Origin of the sequence: Pseudomonas sp. GM49, assembly GCF_000282355.1 — a bacterium.
In the GTDB taxonomy this organism is placed as follows: domain Bacteria; phylum Pseudomonadota; class Gammaproteobacteria; order Pseudomonadales; family Pseudomonadaceae; genus Aquipseudomonas.
Map to the genome: position 1 here is coordinate 1 of NZ_AKJL01000324.1, position 15502 is coordinate 15502.

Below are 15502 nucleotides of genomic sequence, written 5' to 3' on the forward strand. Positions count from 1 at the left end.
GTGTCCAAAATTAGTTGACCAGTTCAAGCCCGCTCCCACATTTAATCAGCGGCGGTCACAAAATTTGTGTTTGCTGGAGATCGAATGTGGGAGCGGGCTTGCTCCGGGCGGCGTTCCGACGAAGGGGCCCGATCAGACAATGCAAATACCTCAGGTCGGGCAAGTCTGCGAGCCATTATCCAGGCCTTGCTTGTACACATGGCTCTGCACACTGGCCTTGCCGTTCTGCCAGGTCAGGGTGAGCACATACAGCGAGTCATAATCGCTGGACTCCCAGTCATCCATGATGGTCATTTTCTTGCCGGTGGCGTCGCCGGCCACCGTGTTGATCAGCTCCGGCAGGTAGCCGTGGGACCAGGCCGTGTAAATGACCGAGTTGTGATACTTGTCGCGTAGCAGCTCTTCGGCCAGGTCACTGGTGTCATTGGCGGAAAAATTGATGTTCACCGGCAGGCCCAGCTTGATCGCACTGGGGCTGATGGTCATCAGGGGGCGGATGTAGCTGTAGGAGTTGTCGAACTCGCCTTCCTCTACGTTACGGGTCGGGTTGGCCGCGAACACATAGTTGGCCTTGCCGAATTTTTCCGGCAGCAGGGTGGCCAGGTCGATGGCGCGGTTGAGCCCCTGGCAATTGAGCTGGCCCAGGCCGCCCGCGGGTTTTTCCCCGTGGCGCAGGAACACCAGCGTCTGGGTGCCATCCATCGGTTGGGCGCGGCTCAGGCCGGACTCCAGCGACAGAAACAACGCGCTGACCACCAACAAGGCGGGCAACAAGAGGTAGGCGCGATGCTTGTAGCGTCTGGCAAAGTTGAACAGGTTCATGAATAAAGGGATCTTCAGCGCGATTCGGTTAAGGCTGACACACCTTTACACCACGATTGTCCTGTGTCGAGTGTTTTCCATGTCATTGAAGCCGTCCGTTTTCAAGGGGTGGTGCTCAGAGTCCCCTGAACCCGTTTGGTTCGATTCCGGCCGAGTGCGCAGCAATGTACCGGTAACCCTCAAGGGTTTGCAGCGAAGGTTATTGACAGGATGTTGCGGATTTATGGACACGCTACACCGGATGGTGTTGAAACAGTCGTGATCTCTTTTGATCTCCTCTATCAGCGAGATTGATGGCTTCAAGGGATCGCTGACCCGATATCTACATTATGATCGTCACTCTCAATGTCTTCGTGGATCCCGCCCATGACCGATTTGTCCTCATTCCCCATCACCCGCAAGTGGCCTGCCCAGTATCCGGAGTGGATTCAGCTGTACTCCTTGCCGACCCCCAACGGCGTCAAGGTCTCGATCATGCTCGAAGAGATCGGCCTGCCTTATGAACCTCACCGGGTAGGCTTCGACACCAACGACCAGATGTCCCCGGAATTTCTTTCCCTCAACCCCAACAACAAGATCCCGGCGATCCTCGACCCCCACGGTCCGGACGACCGGCCGCTGGCGTTGTTCGAGTCGGGGGCGATTCTGATCTACCTGGCGGACAAGAGCGGGCAACTGCTGGCCCAGGAATCGGCCGCACGCTACGAAACCATTCAGTGGCTGATGTTCCAGATGGGCGGGATCGGACCGATGTTTGGCCAGCTCGGGTTTTTCAACAAGTTCGCCGGCAAGGACTACGAAGACAAGCGTCCCCGTGACCGCTATGTCGAGGAAAGCAGACGCCTGCTCAAGGTGCTGGACGGCCGGCTGGAAGGGCGCGACTGGATCATGGGCGAGCGCTACACCATCGCCGACATCGCCACTTTCCCGTGGGTGCGCAACCTGATCGGTTTCTATGAAGCCGGCGATCTGGTGGGCATTCAGAACTTCCCTAACGTCACGCGGGTGCTGGAGCGTTTCCTGGCGCGGCCGGCGGTGGTGCGCGGGTTGCAGATTCCAAGCCCCGTTTCAGGTTGATACAGAACCTGTGGGAGCGGGCTTGCTCCGGGCGGCGTTCCGACGATAGCGGTATGTCAGACACATAGATGCTGGATGTGCCGCCGCCATCGCGGGCAAGCCCGCTCCCACAGGGGGGGGGTGTTCTCAGGGAGCGCCAAAAAACGGCCGGATCCCGTGGTGTTTGAAATACCGTTCGATCACTTTCGGGTCCGAGCACGTTTCGGCAATCGCCACATAGGTATCGGGCCGTAACAGATAAAACCCGTTGCGCCCCAGACCCGCCGCCTCGAACGCCGGTCGCCAGTCGAATACATGCAGCGGCAGATGGTGCTCCTGGCACCAGGCGATCATCTCGTCGCTGGTGTCGCCATAGACATGCACCTGCCAGGTCAGGCACTTGAGCGATTCAAAATTATCCCCCTCACCGTCATGGGCCCAGGGCAGGCGGTCGCCGCCATGCACATGCCCGGCAACGCCCGTGCTCAGCGGCATTCCACGATAATTCAGGGTGATCTGCGACACCGTGCGAAACAGGAATTCGCGGGAGGTTTCGAACGAGGTTATTTTCGGTATCAAGAACGGTGCCAGGCGTGTACGCAGCAAATCGGCCATCCGTCCTTCGGCGGTGATGAAGTTGAACACCCGGTCGGTGGTGGTCACCAGTTTGCGGGCAAACGCGATGCGCTCGGTTTCATAGGTGTCGAGCAGCCTGGCCTCGGCGCCGCCGCTCAACACGGCCGCCAGCTTCCAGGCCAGGTTGATGGCATCACCAATCCCGGTGTTCATGCCCTGGCCGCCCGCCGGGCTGTGCACGTGGGCGGCATCCCCCAGCAAAAACGCCCGGTCTTTGCGGAAGTGATCCGCCACCCGATGATGCACGCGATAGGTCGAAAACCAGTTCAGTTGCTCGATCTTCACCTTCATGTGCTCGATGGCCCGGCTGCTGACGTCCTCGAAGCGCAGGGTTTCGGCGTGTTCGGCGCGCTCGTCGCGCACCGTGCCGATCAGGCGGGCACGACCAGTGTCTGCCAGCGGGAACACGGCGAGGAAGTCCGCCTCGTCGAGATCCACATGCAGTTCGCCGTTGAATGTCGGACCGCTGGCCTGCACGTCGGCGACGTAGAAAATCTGCTGGTAGGTCCCGCCGGGAAACCCTGTATCCAGGGTCTTGCGCACAATCGACCGAGCACCGTCGCATCCGGCCAGGTAACAGGCCTGGCAGGTTTCCTGCTGGCCGTCGGGCAGGTGCAGCGTGGCCGTGATGCCCTCTGCGGTTTGCTCGAAGCCTGCCAGTTCAGTGTTGCGCTCCACCGTAATGCCGAAGGCTTCCAGGCGCTCGATCAGCAGCCGTTCGTGTTCGTCCTGCGGGAAGATCTCGAGAAACGAGTAGGGGGTCAGGCCTTCACCGATCTGAGACAGGGGCAGTCGCGCCACGGGCTCACCCTTGACCCAGAAGTTGCCGGCCACCACTTGATGGCCGTTTTGCACCACGGCGTCGTCCAGTCCGAGCTGGCGATACAACTCCAGCGTCCGTGCCTGGACGGCCAGCGCCCGGGACGTGGTGCCGGGGGCGGAGGTTTTGTCGACGATTCGCACGCGCACGCCCAGTTTGCTCAGCCACAACGCCAGGACCAGCCCGGTCGGGCCGGCGCCGATGATCAACACGTCGCTACGGTGCATGAACCTGTCCTCCTCGCTACGTGGATCAAGTATGGTCCAGTCGGGGAGGGCGGCAACCATCGGACTACCACGGCCGTAGCCGCTGGCATGCCATTGGTCGTATGGTTGACCCGGACCAACGGATCAGATGGAACGACATGCAAATCAGATTGATCACAAGCGTCGCCGTGTTGCTGGTATTGGCCGGTTGCGGCAGCCAGCGAACCCAGGAACCGGCGGCGCGCAGTCCGGCCGAAGTGAAGGCCGAGATTGTGCGTTTGCTGCCGGCCAAAGCTGCCGATCCTAAGGGGTGGGCCACTGATATCCAGGTGGCATTTGCCGCGCAAGACATCTCGCCGACCACGCAAAACCTGTGCTCGGTGCTGGCCGTGACCGAACAGGAGTCTACCTTTCAGGTCGATCCGGGCGTACCGGGCCTGGGCAAGATCGCCCGCGACGAGATCGACCGTCGCGCTGCCAGGGCACACATTCCCGGCCTGTTGGTGAGCGGTGCATTAAAGCTCGATTCGCCCAACGGCAAAAGCTACAGCGAGCGCCTGAATGCCGCGCGCAGTGAAAAGGAACTGAGCGCGATTTTCGACGACTTCATCAGCATGGTGCCCATGGGCAAAACCCTGTTCGCAGGTTTCAACCCGGTGCATACCGGCGGGCCGATGCAGGTCGGCATTGATTTTGCCGAGCAACAGGCCAAGGGCTATCCGTACCCGGTGAAGGGCTCGATTCGTCATGAAGTGTTCACCCGGCGCGGCGGCATGTATTTCGGTATCGCGCATCTGCTTGGGTATCCGGTGAGCTACCCACAACCGCTATACCGTTTTGCGGACTTCAACGCGGGTTGGTACGCCAGCCGCAACGCCGCGTTTCAGAACGCGGTGAGCCGGGCTTCCGGTATTCCGTTGGCGCTGGATGGCGACCTGGTGCGCTACGGTTCGATCATGCCCGGCACCACAGAACTGGCCGTGCGCACCCTCGGCAAACAACTGGACATGCGCAACCCGACGATTCGCGAGCAACTGGAAGAGGGGAAAACCCTGGCGTTCGAAAACAGCAAACTCTATCGGCGGGTTTTCGAGCTGGCCGAACAGGCCGAGGGCCGGCCGTTACCCCGTGAGGTGTTACCCGGGATCGTGCTGCAAAGCCCGAAAATCACCCGCAAACTCACCACCGCGTGGTTCGCCAAACGGGTCGATGAACGTTACCAGCGCTGCATGGCGCGGGCAGGGAATTAATCGCGGCGAAAAACGCATAAAAAACCCGGCGGGTGAGGCCGGGTTTTCATTGAGTCCTGCGGTAAAGCACTGCATTCAGACAGCGCGGCTTTCGATCAGACGGTCGGAACCGCCTTCGGCAACGCGGTTTTGCAGCAGTTTGTCGGAACCGCCTTCGGCTACGCGTTTTTCCAGCAGGTGATCCGAACCACCTTCGGCCACTCGATTCTCGATCAGACGATCGGAACCACCCTCAGCTACACGGCTTTCAATCAGACGATCCGAGCCGCCTTCAGCGACCACAGGTTGAGCAGAAGTGGCGGCAAAAGCGTTAACGGCGAAAACCGAGAAAGCGATGCTGAGAAGGGTTTGGCGTTTCATGATGGTGTGCTCCGGGGTGTAATGGGTTGGTATGGAGCAGATGTTACGCCGGGGATTTTTTATGAGAACTTCATTGAGATGATGGTGAACATCGACGGCAATGATAGGACCCGCGTCATGCCCCGTGTGGGCGTGATGGTGCGGTCGTCGGATGGCCGCTGTGTGGCGGGTGGCGGCTTCTACACTGGATAGCTTGATGCGGCACTGCGGGGGGCGCGGTGTGAAAGGAGACGTTTATGTACCAGCTCTACGGTTATCAGAACTCCGGGGCGGCTGCCATCGAAGCCGCCCTTGAACTCTGTGATGTTCCTTATCGCTTCATCGATGTCGAGACCTCCGCGGAGGCGGCCAAGGCGCTGGAGAAACTCAACCCGCTCAAACAGATTCCGACCTTGCAGCTGCCCGATGGCGGCGTCCTGACCGAGAGTGCGGCGATCCTGATTCACCTCGGGTTGACCTTTCCCGCGTCGGGGTTGTTGCCGCCAGACCCGGCCGAGCGGGCCCAGGCCATTCGCGGCATGGCGTACATCGTCAGCAATTGCTATGCAGCCATCGGCATCATCGACTACCCCGAACGCTGGCTGGCCGAGGCGGATGAGTCGTCCAGGCAGAACCTCATGGAGGGCGCCCGCCGGCGCCTGCACTGGAGTTGGGAGGTGTTTGCCGATCAGTTCTCGGGCGAGTTGTATCTGGGCAGCGAGAAGCCAAGGGCCCTGGATGTGCTGACGGCGGTGATCTCGCGATGGGCGGGCAGTCGGGAACATCTGCGCAGTGCCCGGCCGGGTTTTTTCGCCTGGCTGGAACGCATCGACCGCCACCCGGCACTGGCACCGGTATTCGCCCGGCATTGGCCGGCCTGAACACCGAAAACCAATGTGGGAGCGGGCTTGCTCCGGGCGGCGTTCCGACGAAGGCGTAGTGTCAGACAGCATTAATGTTGACTGGCACACCGCCTTCGTCGGAACGCCGCCCGGAGCAAGCCCGCTCCCACAGGTGATTTTCGGCTTGTCGAATTATTCCCCGCGAATGTACTGCTCCAGCTGCTTGATCAGTTCCGCCTGTTCGGCAATCGCTTCCTTGACCAGGTCACCGATCGACAGCAGCCCAATCAATTTGCCGCCTTCCACCACCGGCAGGTGACGCAGGCGTCTATCGGACATGATGCCCAGGCAGGTCTCCACGGTTTGATGGGTGTCGACGGTAATCACTGGCGACACCATGATGTCGCGCACCGGCGTACCCACCGAAGAGCGGCCGTGCAGCACCAGTTTGCGTGCATAGTCCCGTTCGCTGATGATGCCCAGCACTTCATCATTCTCCACCACCAACAAGGCGCCGACGTTTTTCTCGGCCATCTTCATCAGCGCTTCGAGCACCATGTGATCGGGTTTGATCTGGTGCACTTCCTGATTCTTCTGATCTTTGAGCTTGAGCAGTTGGGCGACGGTTTTCATGGTGGTTACTCGGGTGTTTTCGTTGTTCTTGAAGAATCGTAGACGCAAGCGCTCAGGGCAAGGGCGAAAGCGGCAGATAACACGCAAAAAACGTCATTCGGCGGTTTTTCTTCGGCAAACCTCGTATTCCGCCCCGGCAAATAACCTGTGGGAGCGGGCTTGATGTCTACCCGATATATCCAGACCGGGCGGACTATCCCTGTCGATGACGGGTAGAATCACCCTCTGAATCAGTTTCGAGGTTTGCAGTGGTGGATCTACAGCAGGGCTTCGTCCTGACCCGGCATTGGCGCGACACCCCGGCCGGTACGGAAGTCGAGTTCTGGCTGGCGACCGACAGCGGTCCCCGGCGAATCCGCTTGCCTTTCCAGCCCTCGGTGGCGTTCATCCCTGCTGCGCAGCGTCAGGCGGCCGAAAGCGTTTTGCATGACGAGAAGAACGTCGAGCTAAGGCCCCTGGCCCTGCAGGATTTCGAACATCGCCCGGTCCTCGGTCTTTACTGCCAGCAACATGGCCAGTTGATGCGCCTCGAAACCGCACTGCGCCGGGCCGGTGTCGAGGTGTTCGAAGCCGACGTGCGTCCGCCGGAACGCTACATGATGGAACGCTTCATCACCGCGCCGGTGCGCTTCGGTGGCACGCCGAATGCCGAGGGGCTGCTGCTCGATGCGCAGATGAAACCCGATCCCGACTATCGGCCGAGCTTGAAACTGGTGTCTCTGGACATCGAGACCACGGCCCAGGGCGAGTTGTATTCCATCGCCCTGGAAGGCTGCGGCGAGCGTCAGGTGTACATGCTCGGCGCGTCCAATGGCGACGATAGCCAGGTGGATTTCCAGCTCGAATACTGCGATTCGCGGACCCTGTTGCTGAAGAAACTCAACGACTGGTTTGCCCGGTTCGACCCCGACGCGATCATTGGCTGGAACGTCGTGCAGTTCGACTTGCGGGTGCTTCACGAACACGCCCGGCGCCTGGCGGTGCCGTTGAAACTGGGGCGTGGCGGCGAGGAAATGCAGTGGCGCGAACACGGCAGCGGCAACCACTACTTCGCCTCGGCGGCTGGCCGCTTGATCATCGACGGTATCGAGTCCCTGCGTTCGGCGACCTGGAGTTTCCCTTCGTTCAGCCTGGAAAACGTCGCGCAAACCTTGCTCGGCGAAGGCAAGTCCATCGACAACCCGTACCAGCGCATGGACGAAATCAATCGCATGTTCGCCGAGGACAAACCGGCGCTGGCCAAATACAACCTCAAGGACTGCGAACTGGTCACGCGGATTTTCGCCAGGACCGAGTTGCTCACCTTCCTGCTGGAGCGGGCCAGCGTCACGGGACTGCCGGCCGATCGCATGGGCGGTTCGGTGGCGGCGTTCACCCACCTGTACATGCCGCTGATGCACCGTCAGGGTTTCGTTGCGCCGAACCTCGGTGGCAAGCCGCCGCAAGCCAGCCCCGGCGGTTTTGTGATGGATTCGCAACCGGGACTGTACGAGTCGGTGCTGGTGCTGGACTACAAAAGCCTCTATCCGTCGATCATCCGCACCTTCCTGATCGACCCCGTGGGGCTGATTGAAGGGCTCAAGCACCCGGACGACAGCGAGTCGGTGCCGGGTTTTCGTGGCGCGCGCTTTTCTCGCACCCGGCATTGCCTGCCATCTATCGTCGCCCGAGTGGCCGAAGGCCGGGAAACCGCCAAGCGCGAACACAACGCACCGCTGTCCCAGGCGCTGAAAATCATCATGAACGCCTTCTACGGTGTACTAGGCTCCAGCGGTTGTCGCTTCTTCGACACACGCCTGGCGTCGTCGATCACCTTGCGCGGGCACGAGATCATGCTGCGTACCCGCCAGTTGATCGAAGCGCAGGGGCATGCGGTGATTTACGGCGACACCGACTCGACGTTCGTCTGGCTGCGTCGCGCCCATGGCCAGCAGGAGGCGGCTCAGATCGGCCATGCACTGGTCGCGCACGTCAATCAGTGGTGGCGCGAGCACGTGCAGCAGGAATACGGCTTGCAAAGCGTTCTCGAGTTGCAGTTCGAAACCTACTACAAGCGCTTTTTGATGCCGACCATTCGTGGTGCCGAAGAGGGCAGCAAAAAGCGCTACGCCGGACTGGTGACCCGGGCCGATGGCAGCGACGAAATGGTCTACAAAGGCCTGGAAACCGTGCGCACCGACTGGTCGCTGCTGGCCCGTCAATTCCAGCAGGAGCTGTATTCACGGATCTTCCTGCGCAAGCCCTATCAGGATTATGTGCGCGACTATGTCCGCAAGACCCTGGCCGGTGAATTCGATGACCGGCTGATCTACCGCAAACGCCTGCGCCGCACCCTCGATGACTATCAGCGCAACGTTCCGCCCCATGTGCGCGCGGCGCGCCTGGCCGACGAGTACAACGACCGGCAGGGTCGCCCGCGGCAATACCAGAACGGCGGCTGGATCAGCTACGTGATCACCGTCGCCGGCCCTGAACCGCTGGAAGTGCGCAGCGCCCCCATCGATTACGACCACTACATCACCCGGCAACTGCAACCGGTGGCGGACGCGATACTGCCGTTTGTCGACGACGACTTCTCAACTCTGATTGGGGGGCAGTTGGGCCTGTTTTGAGTCCATCAGCGATAAGGTCCAGTCATCCAGGATGCCGTGGAAGTATTGGTTCAAGGCTTGCTGGAACAGACTGTCGGCAGCGGCGACCTGGGCAAACAGGGTCATCGATGAATGAAACTTCAGGTCGTCGGGATGACCGAAAATCCCGGCCACTGAGCGCTCCCGGATATTCAGCACTTCCTGGGTGCAGCTGCGTAACCGGGCGCCCAGCAATGGGTGCTCAAGGTAGGCCTGGGCTTCCTCCCGCGAGTGGATGGCAAAGCGGCGCGACATCTCGCTGTCGCCTAGCCCCGCAAACTGCGGAAAAACGAACCACATCCAGTGACTGCGCTTGTGTCCGTTGCTCAACTCATCTTGAACCCGGTCGAATACCGGGTCCTGAGCCTGGAGAAAGCGTTGCAGATTGAACGGGTCCAGGTGGTCGGTGCTTCTCATGGCGAAGCTCTCTGACAGACTGCGGTGGTTCAGACCATGGCCAGCCGCTGTTTGCGTTGTGGCGCGTGAAACGCTTGGTCCAGCGCCTCCAGATCCTCTGCTTCAAGCTGCAACCTGGCGGCCTGGGCGTTGAGGCGTACATGTTCGGGATGAACCGCTTTGGGGATGGCAATCACTGCGTCCTGACGCAGAATCCATGCCAGTGCTACCTGTGCCGGTGTCACGCCGTGACGGCTGGCTACTAGTTTGAGCGTAGCATTGGCGAGCATTTTGCCGCCTTGGCCAATCGGGCAGTAAGCCATGACCGGCAACCGCCGTTGTTGGCTCCAGGGCAGCAAATCAAATTCTATGCCGCGTTGTTCCAGGTTGTAGAGCACCTGATTGGTGGCACAGGCCGGGGCATCCAGTTCCAGCAAGTCATCGAGGTCGAAATTGGACACGCCCCAACGGCCAATCTTGCCGGCTTCGCGCAGGCGCTCGAAGGCGTCGACGGTTTCTTCCAGGGGATACTGGCCGCGCCAATGCAGTAGATACAGATCGATATAGTCGGTGCCAAGCCTGCGCAGGCTTCGCTCGCAAGCCTGGGGAATGCCCTGGCGGCTGGCATTGTGCGGGTACACCTTGCTGACCAGGAAGACGCTGTCGCGCTGGCCGGCGATGGCATCGCGGACCACTTCCTCGGCGCCGCCTTCAGCGTACATTTCAGCGGTGTCGATCAGGGTCATGCCCAGTTCGATGCCCAGGCGCAGTGCCGCGACTTCTTGCGTGTGTCGCGAGCGATCTTCGCCCATCTGCCAGGTGCCTTGGCCAATGACCGGCACCTGAGCGCCTGCCAATTCTAATGCGCGCATGCAAATCTCCTGTGTGTATTCGGTGAACATTGTAGGTACCGTCTTGAACCTCACTGGGCAAGCGCAAATTTCGGGTCAAAGGGTTGGCTTGAGTTTCACCCAGCATCGTCACATCGGCCTGAACAATGTCCAGAGCGTTTTGTTCCTGAATTTCCTGCCGGTGCAGTGAATCCAATTGAGAACCCTGTGGGAGCGAGCTTGCTCGCGATAGCGGTGTATCAGATGACATGGATATCGACTGACGCTCAGTCATCGCGAGCAAGCTCGCTCCCACAAGGGGGGGCGGTGCTTCAGGCATAAAGATAGATCGCATCGATATAACTGGTTATAAGAAATATCGCTATGCTGCGGACCAGATTTCCCCTGCGATCTTTGTGGAAGTATTCATGGATTTAGTGAACATCGGGTTGGTGGTTGCCGGGCTGGTCGTCGGCTTTATCGTCGGCATGACTGGCGTGGGTGGCGGATCGCTCATGACCCCGATCCTGCTTGGATTCGGCATCAACCCGGCGACGGCGGTCGGTACCGATCTGCTGTACGCCGCCATCACCAAATCCAGCGGTGTACTGGTTCACCGCAAGAACAACAACATCGACTGGGCGATTACCGGCTGGTTGACCTTGGGCAGCGTGCCCGCCGTGGCATTGACTCTATGGTTCCTCAGCACCCTGCACAGCGCCCCCGAGGCGATGAACGCGATCATCAAGCAGGCCCTCGGTTTTGTGTTGTTTGCCACGGCACTGGCGATCCTGTTCAAGAAGCGCCTGCTCGACTTCGCCCACAAACGTGCGGGCGGCAACTACAACCCCAGCGGATTGCGCTTGAATGTGATGACGGTCATCACCGGGCTGGTCCTTGGCACCATGGTCGCGCTGACGTCCATCGGCGCCGGTGCACTGGGCACCGTGGCACTGTTCATTCTCTATCCGATGCTGCCGACCCGCCGCCTGGTGGGGACTGAAATCGCCCACGCCGTGCCGTTGACCCTGGTCGCGGGCCTTGGCCATGCCAGCATGGGCAACATGGACTGGCACGTCCTGGGTTACTTGCTGGTGGGTTCGTTGCCGGGGATTTACCTGGGCAGCCACCTGACCGGGCGCATCTCCGACGAACTGCTGCGTCCTTGCCTGGCGACCATGCTGTTGTTGATCGGTTACAAACTGGCGTTTTAGCGTCTACCACGGATTTAAATGTAAAAGTTATGTGATAAAGCCCTGATAATCAGGGCTTTTTTATTATTGTTGCATGCAGGTTTTTTCTTTATCTATCGTTTTATTTGTCACCTCGAACTCCCTGAGTGCAGATCTCAGTAGCTTGGCAAGTTCTGTATTATCGTGATCTTCATCTTGAGAGTGGAGTATCAGGCGGATCACAGGTAGCGATCCGCGAGAATCCTTACTCTGGCATTGTCCAGGATTGTAGCTTGTAGCCCTCCTGGCTCAACTCGGCGCGCACCTCTTCCAGCAGGCTTTCCAGCTGCGCAGGGTCGGAATAGGCACTGCTTGGAATCTGTTTGCGACAAATACGAGTGTTGGCCCGGTCGATGACGGTCAGGCTCAGTTCGCCATTACCGTCTTGCGGAGCCCAAGCGACGCATTGAAAAGGTTTGAATGCGAGACCGGCAATCAAAAGTGCTTCGTTGATACGGAACGGGGTGCTCATGGGTCGTCTCTCCTTGTACCCAAATAAATGAGAAGACCTGCTGCATGCAGTCATGCAGCAGGGCATTTCCACAACAACAGTCAAAATTGCTGGTCTTCCTCCGTACCAACCTCGTCCTTGCGCTTACGTTTGCGTGATTTGATCTTCGTCTGTGCAATCAAACTGCTGTGTTCTCGACGCTGCCGTCATCCAGGAAGTCGAGCGTCACGTACTGGAAAGTGTCGCGCTCTGGCCCACAGCAGTCTTTCATTGCTTTACATAACTGCCTGGCGCCGGCTCCAGAGGCGGGAATTTGTCATTCCCTATGTGCGCAACCGCTGGTTGGCGCTCGCCGGAGTGTCCCGCCAGCCAGTTGAACCAGTCATTCCACCAGCTACCAGGTTGCTGCTCAGCATTCTTGAACCAGGTCTCCGGGTTCTTCGTGACCCGATTATTGGTCCAGTAATGGCGCTTCTGTTTGGCCGGTGGATTGATGACGCCGGCGATATGCCCTGAAGCTCCTAATACAAAACGCTTGGCCCCGGAGAGCAGGTTGGTGCTGGCGTAGGCGCTTTTCCAGGGCACGATGTGATCGTCATGGGTGGCGAGGATGTAAGCGGGAGCGTCAATTGCACGCAAATCCAGCTTGACCCCACAACACTCCAGCTCGCCTGATTTCAAATCGTTCTGCAGATAGGTGTGGCGCAGATACCAGCAGTACATCGGCCCCGGAAGGTTGGTGCTGTCGTTGTTCCAGAACAGCAGATCAAGCGGGATCGGCTTCTGCCCCTTGAGGTATTTGTCGACGTTGTAGTTCCACCACAGTTCGTTGGGGCGCAGTAGGGAAAAGGTATTGCCCATGTCCTCACCACGAAACAGACCGATGGGACCATTCATGCCGCCGATGGTGCGCTCTCGATAGGCCACCAGTTCTTCGTCGACGAATATGTCGATGGGACCGGTATCCAGGTAATCAAGGAACGTGGTGAACAGGCTCACGCTGGCGATCTCCCGGTCGCCGCGTGCAGCAAGTACTGCCAGCGCCGTGCTCAGCAGGGTGCCGCCGATGCAGAAGCCCACGCAATTGAGTCGCTGCTCGCCACTGATATCGCGGGTCACCTGCAAGGCGTCGATTACCCCGTGCTCAATCAGGTCATCCCAGGTGGTGCCAGCGTGTTCCTCGTCAAAGTTGCGCCAGGACATCAGGAATACGGGATGTCCCTGTTCCAGCAGGTGGCGGACCATCGAGTTGTCCGGGCGCAGATCAAGGATGTAGTACTTGTTGATCGACGGAGGTACGACGAATACCGGGTGTCGGTACTGGGTTTCGCTTTGCGGGTAGTACTGAATTAGCTGGAATAGCTGATTCTCAAAGACGATTTCGCCGGGGGTGTTAGCCAGATCGACGCCAACCTTGAAGGCGCCGCTATCACACTGGCGCATTTTGCCTTCGTTCATGTCGCTGACCAGATGCTGCATACCTGTGAGCAGGCTGGCACCTTGAGTCTCAACCGCACGCTGGAGCGCATCAGGGTTGCTGACCAGGAAATTGCTTGGCGCACTGGCGGCAATGGCTTGCTCCACCAGATAGCGCAGGCGTTGGCGCGGTTTTTTTTCGTCGATCAGCAGCTTGTCGAGCAGTTTCAGGAGAAAGCTTGCGTTGAGCAGGTAAAACGCAGCGAGGGAGCCGAACAGTGGCTCGCTCCAGTTGCTGCTGGAGAAGCGTCGATCATCGAAGCTGAAGGATTGGCCGGTCAGCAGTTTTTGACCGAGTTGGCCCCATTGAACCTGGTAGTCCGCTTGAAGGCTGTCCAGGGTTTCGCGAGGTAACTCGAACCAGGCGCCGTGCTCATGCCCGGAAAACCACGGATTGGTGCTGACCCATAGGCGTAATTGTTGCACTGCAAAGGAAGCGATGAACGGAACCTGGCCTGACCAATAGGTTTTGAATGTATGCGCGTTGTTGTCCATAAAGTTCCTTGCCCATACAGATGAGCCGGGCAGAAAAAAAGCCGCGCTTTGCCGGACTCCGGCGTAGCGACGGCAGGAATGCGGGCAGCGTTGTCTGACGCCAATCTGATGCGCGGAACAAGGGTCCCAAGTCCGCGCATTGGCTACTCAGATGCCGTTGGTTAGCGCTCGATAGCCAGGCCGACGCCTTGTCCGCCGCCGATGCACAAAGTGGCCAGCCCCTTCTTGCCGTCGCGACGGATCAGTTCGTGCACCAGCGACACCAGAATCCGTGCCCCCGATGCGCCGATCGGATGGCCAAGGGCAATCGCACCGCCGTTGACGTTGACTTTGCTGGTGTCCCAACCCATCTCTTTGCCAACCGCCAGCGCCTGGGCGGCGAAGGCTTCATTGGCTTCGATCAGGTCCAGGTCCTCGACGCTCCAGCCGGCCTTTTGCAGGGTCAGGCGTGTAGCCGGGACCGGGCCGATGCCCATGATCGACGGGTCTACACCGGCGCTGGCATAGGCTTTGATGCGTGCCAGTACCGGAAGGCCGAGCGCTTGTGCTTTAGCGGCGTTGGCCAGCAACAGCACGGCCGCACCATCGTTGAGGGTCGAAGCGTTGCCGGCGGTCACGCTGCCGTCTTTCTGGAATGCCGGTTTGAGTTTTGCCAAGGCTTGCGCAGTACTGTCGATACGCGGCTGTTCGTCGGTGTCGAAGACCAGCGGTTCGCCCTTGCGCTGAGGAATCAGGATCGGGGTGATTTCGCTCTGGAAACGCCCGCCCTCAATGGCTGCGGCGGCTTTCTGTTGCGAGGCGGCAGCGAAGGTATCCTGTGCTTCACGAGAGATCTCGTACTTCTGCGCCAGATTCTCAGCGGTGATACCCATGTGATAGTCGTTGAAGGCGTCCCACAGGCCATCCTGGATCATGCTGTCTTGCAGTTGCGCATGGCCCATACGCAGGCCGGTGCGTGCCTTGGGCAGAACATAGGGGGCCAGACTCATATTTTCCTGACCGCCAGCGATTACCAGTTCCGCGTCGCCGCAACGGATTGCCTGGACGGCGAGATGGACCGCCTTGAGACCGGAGCCGCAGACCTTGTTCAAGGTCAGGGCAGGCGTGGTGTGTGGCAAGCCGGCCTTGATCGCTGTCTGGCGTGCCGGGTTTTGCCCAGCGCCGGCAGTGAGTACCTGGCCGAGGATCACTTCATCAATTTGAGCAGCATCGATACCCGTCTGCTCCAGCAAGCGGCGAATCACTGCGGCACCCAGTTCGGTCGCGGGAATTTCAGACAAAGCACCCTGGAAACTGCCAATGGCGGTACGAGTAGCGGCAACGATTACGACTTCGTTCATGCGTGACCTCATCGAAAAGACAAAATTCGTCGAGCAAACCAGGACATT

14 protein-coding genes are annotated in these 15502 nt (G+C 59.5%); 5 read left to right on the forward strand and 9 right to left on the reverse strand.

Annotated elements, in window-relative coordinates; all coding sequences use genetic code 11:
• Positions 1-150 precede the first annotated feature (150 nt).
• Positions 151-822, reverse strand: a complete 672-nt coding sequence (locus PMI29_RS01625; protein WP_008004110.1) for a hypothetical protein — start codon at positions 820-822, stop codon at positions 151-153.
• Positions 823-1188: 366 nt separating this feature from the next.
• On the opposite strand from PMI29_RS01625, the gene PMI29_RS01620 reads away from it, so the two are divergent.
• Positions 1189-1899, forward strand: coding sequence for a glutathione S-transferase family protein (locus PMI29_RS01620; RefSeq protein ID WP_008004112.1), 711 nt, complete (start codon positions 1189-1191; stop codon positions 1897-1899).
• A 126-nt stretch (positions 1900-2025) separates the two neighbouring features.
• Here PMI29_RS01620 and PMI29_RS01615 read toward each other — a convergent pair whose 3' ends face one another.
• A complete protein-coding gene (locus PMI29_RS01615) occupies positions 2026-3561 on the reverse strand; it encodes an FAD-dependent oxidoreductase (protein WP_008004114.1) in 1536 nt (511 codons plus the stop codon).
• A 137-nt stretch (positions 3562-3698) separates the two neighbouring features.
• Between PMI29_RS01615 and PMI29_RS01610 the strand changes: the two genes are divergently transcribed.
• Positions 3699-4790: a DUF1615 domain-containing protein gene (locus tag PMI29_RS01610; protein WP_008004115.1), complete on the forward strand. Its 1092-nt coding sequence runs from the start codon at positions 3699-3701 to the stop codon at positions 4788-4790.
• A 75-nt stretch (positions 4791-4865) separates the two neighbouring features.
• Here PMI29_RS01610 and PMI29_RS01605 read toward each other — a convergent pair whose 3' ends face one another.
• The gene (locus tag PMI29_RS01605) at positions 4866-5150 is read right to left on the reverse strand and encodes a hypothetical protein (protein ID WP_008004117.1); all 285 of its coding nucleotides are present in this window, start codon (positions 5148-5150) and stop codon (positions 4866-4868) included.
• A gap of 236 nt (positions 5151-5386) precedes the next feature.
• Here PMI29_RS01605 and PMI29_RS01600 point away from each other — a divergent pair, with 236 nt between their 5' ends.
• On the forward strand, positions 5387-6010 hold the full coding sequence (locus PMI29_RS01600) for a glutathione S-transferase family protein (RefSeq protein WP_008004119.1): 624 nt from the start codon (positions 5387-5389) through the stop codon (positions 6008-6010).
• A gap of 153 nt (positions 6011-6163) precedes the next feature.
• Here PMI29_RS01600 and PMI29_RS01595 read toward each other — a convergent pair whose 3' ends face one another.
• A complete protein-coding gene (locus tag PMI29_RS01595) occupies positions 6164-6604 on the reverse strand; it encodes a CBS domain-containing protein (RefSeq protein WP_007987990.1) in 441 nt (146 codons plus the stop codon).
• A gap of 251 nt (positions 6605-6855) precedes the next feature.
• Here PMI29_RS01595 and PMI29_RS01590 point away from each other — a divergent pair, with 251 nt between their 5' ends.
• The gene (locus tag PMI29_RS01590) at positions 6856-9216 is read left to right on the forward strand and encodes a DNA polymerase II (protein WP_162130690.1); all 2361 of its coding nucleotides are present in this window, start codon (positions 6856-6858) and stop codon (positions 9214-9216) included.
• Here the strand turns inward: PMI29_RS01590 and PMI29_RS01585 are convergent.
• Entirely contained in the window at positions 9181-9651 is a 471-nt protein-coding gene (locus tag PMI29_RS01585) for a DUF1810 domain-containing protein (RefSeq protein WP_008004122.1), read from the reverse strand. The genes PMI29_RS01590 and PMI29_RS01585 overlap by 36 nt on opposite strands.
• Before the next feature lie 29 nt (positions 9652-9680).
• Positions 9681-10502: an aldo/keto reductase gene (locus PMI29_RS01580; RefSeq protein WP_008004123.1), complete on the reverse strand. Its 822-nt coding sequence runs from the start codon at positions 10500-10502 to the stop codon at positions 9681-9683.
• Positions 10503-10888: 386 nt separating this feature from the next.
• Here PMI29_RS01580 and PMI29_RS01575 point away from each other — a divergent pair, with 386 nt between their 5' ends.
• Positions 10889-11674 carry a sulfite exporter TauE/SafE family protein gene (locus tag PMI29_RS01575; protein WP_007988000.1) on the forward strand — a complete coding sequence of 262 codons (786 nt, stop codon included), beginning with the start codon at positions 10889-10891 and terminating at the stop codon, positions 11672-11674.
• A 223-nt stretch (positions 11675-11897) separates the two neighbouring features.
• Here PMI29_RS01575 and PMI29_RS01570 read toward each other — a convergent pair whose 3' ends face one another.
• The 3 genes from PMI29_RS01570 to PMI29_RS01560 all read right to left on the reverse strand — a co-directional run bounded on the left by PMI29_RS01570 (position 11898) and on the right by PMI29_RS01560 (position 15454).
• The gene (locus PMI29_RS01570) at positions 11898-12164 is read right to left on the reverse strand and encodes a hypothetical protein (RefSeq protein ID WP_008004125.1); all 267 of its coding nucleotides are present in this window, start codon (positions 12162-12164) and stop codon (positions 11898-11900) included.
• Positions 12165-12410: 246 nt separating this feature from the next.
• Complete coding sequence (gene phaC / locus PMI29_RS01565; protein WP_008004129.1) at positions 12411-14114, reverse strand: class I poly(R)-hydroxyalkanoic acid synthase; 1704 nt, start codon at positions 14112-14114, stop codon at positions 12411-12413.
• Between the two features lie 161 nt (positions 14115-14275).
• The gene (locus PMI29_RS01560) at positions 14276-15454 is read right to left on the reverse strand and encodes an acetyl-CoA C-acetyltransferase (RefSeq protein WP_008004131.1); all 1179 of its coding nucleotides are present in this window, start codon (positions 15452-15454) and stop codon (positions 14276-14278) included.
• Positions 15455-15502: the final 48 nt, after the last annotated feature.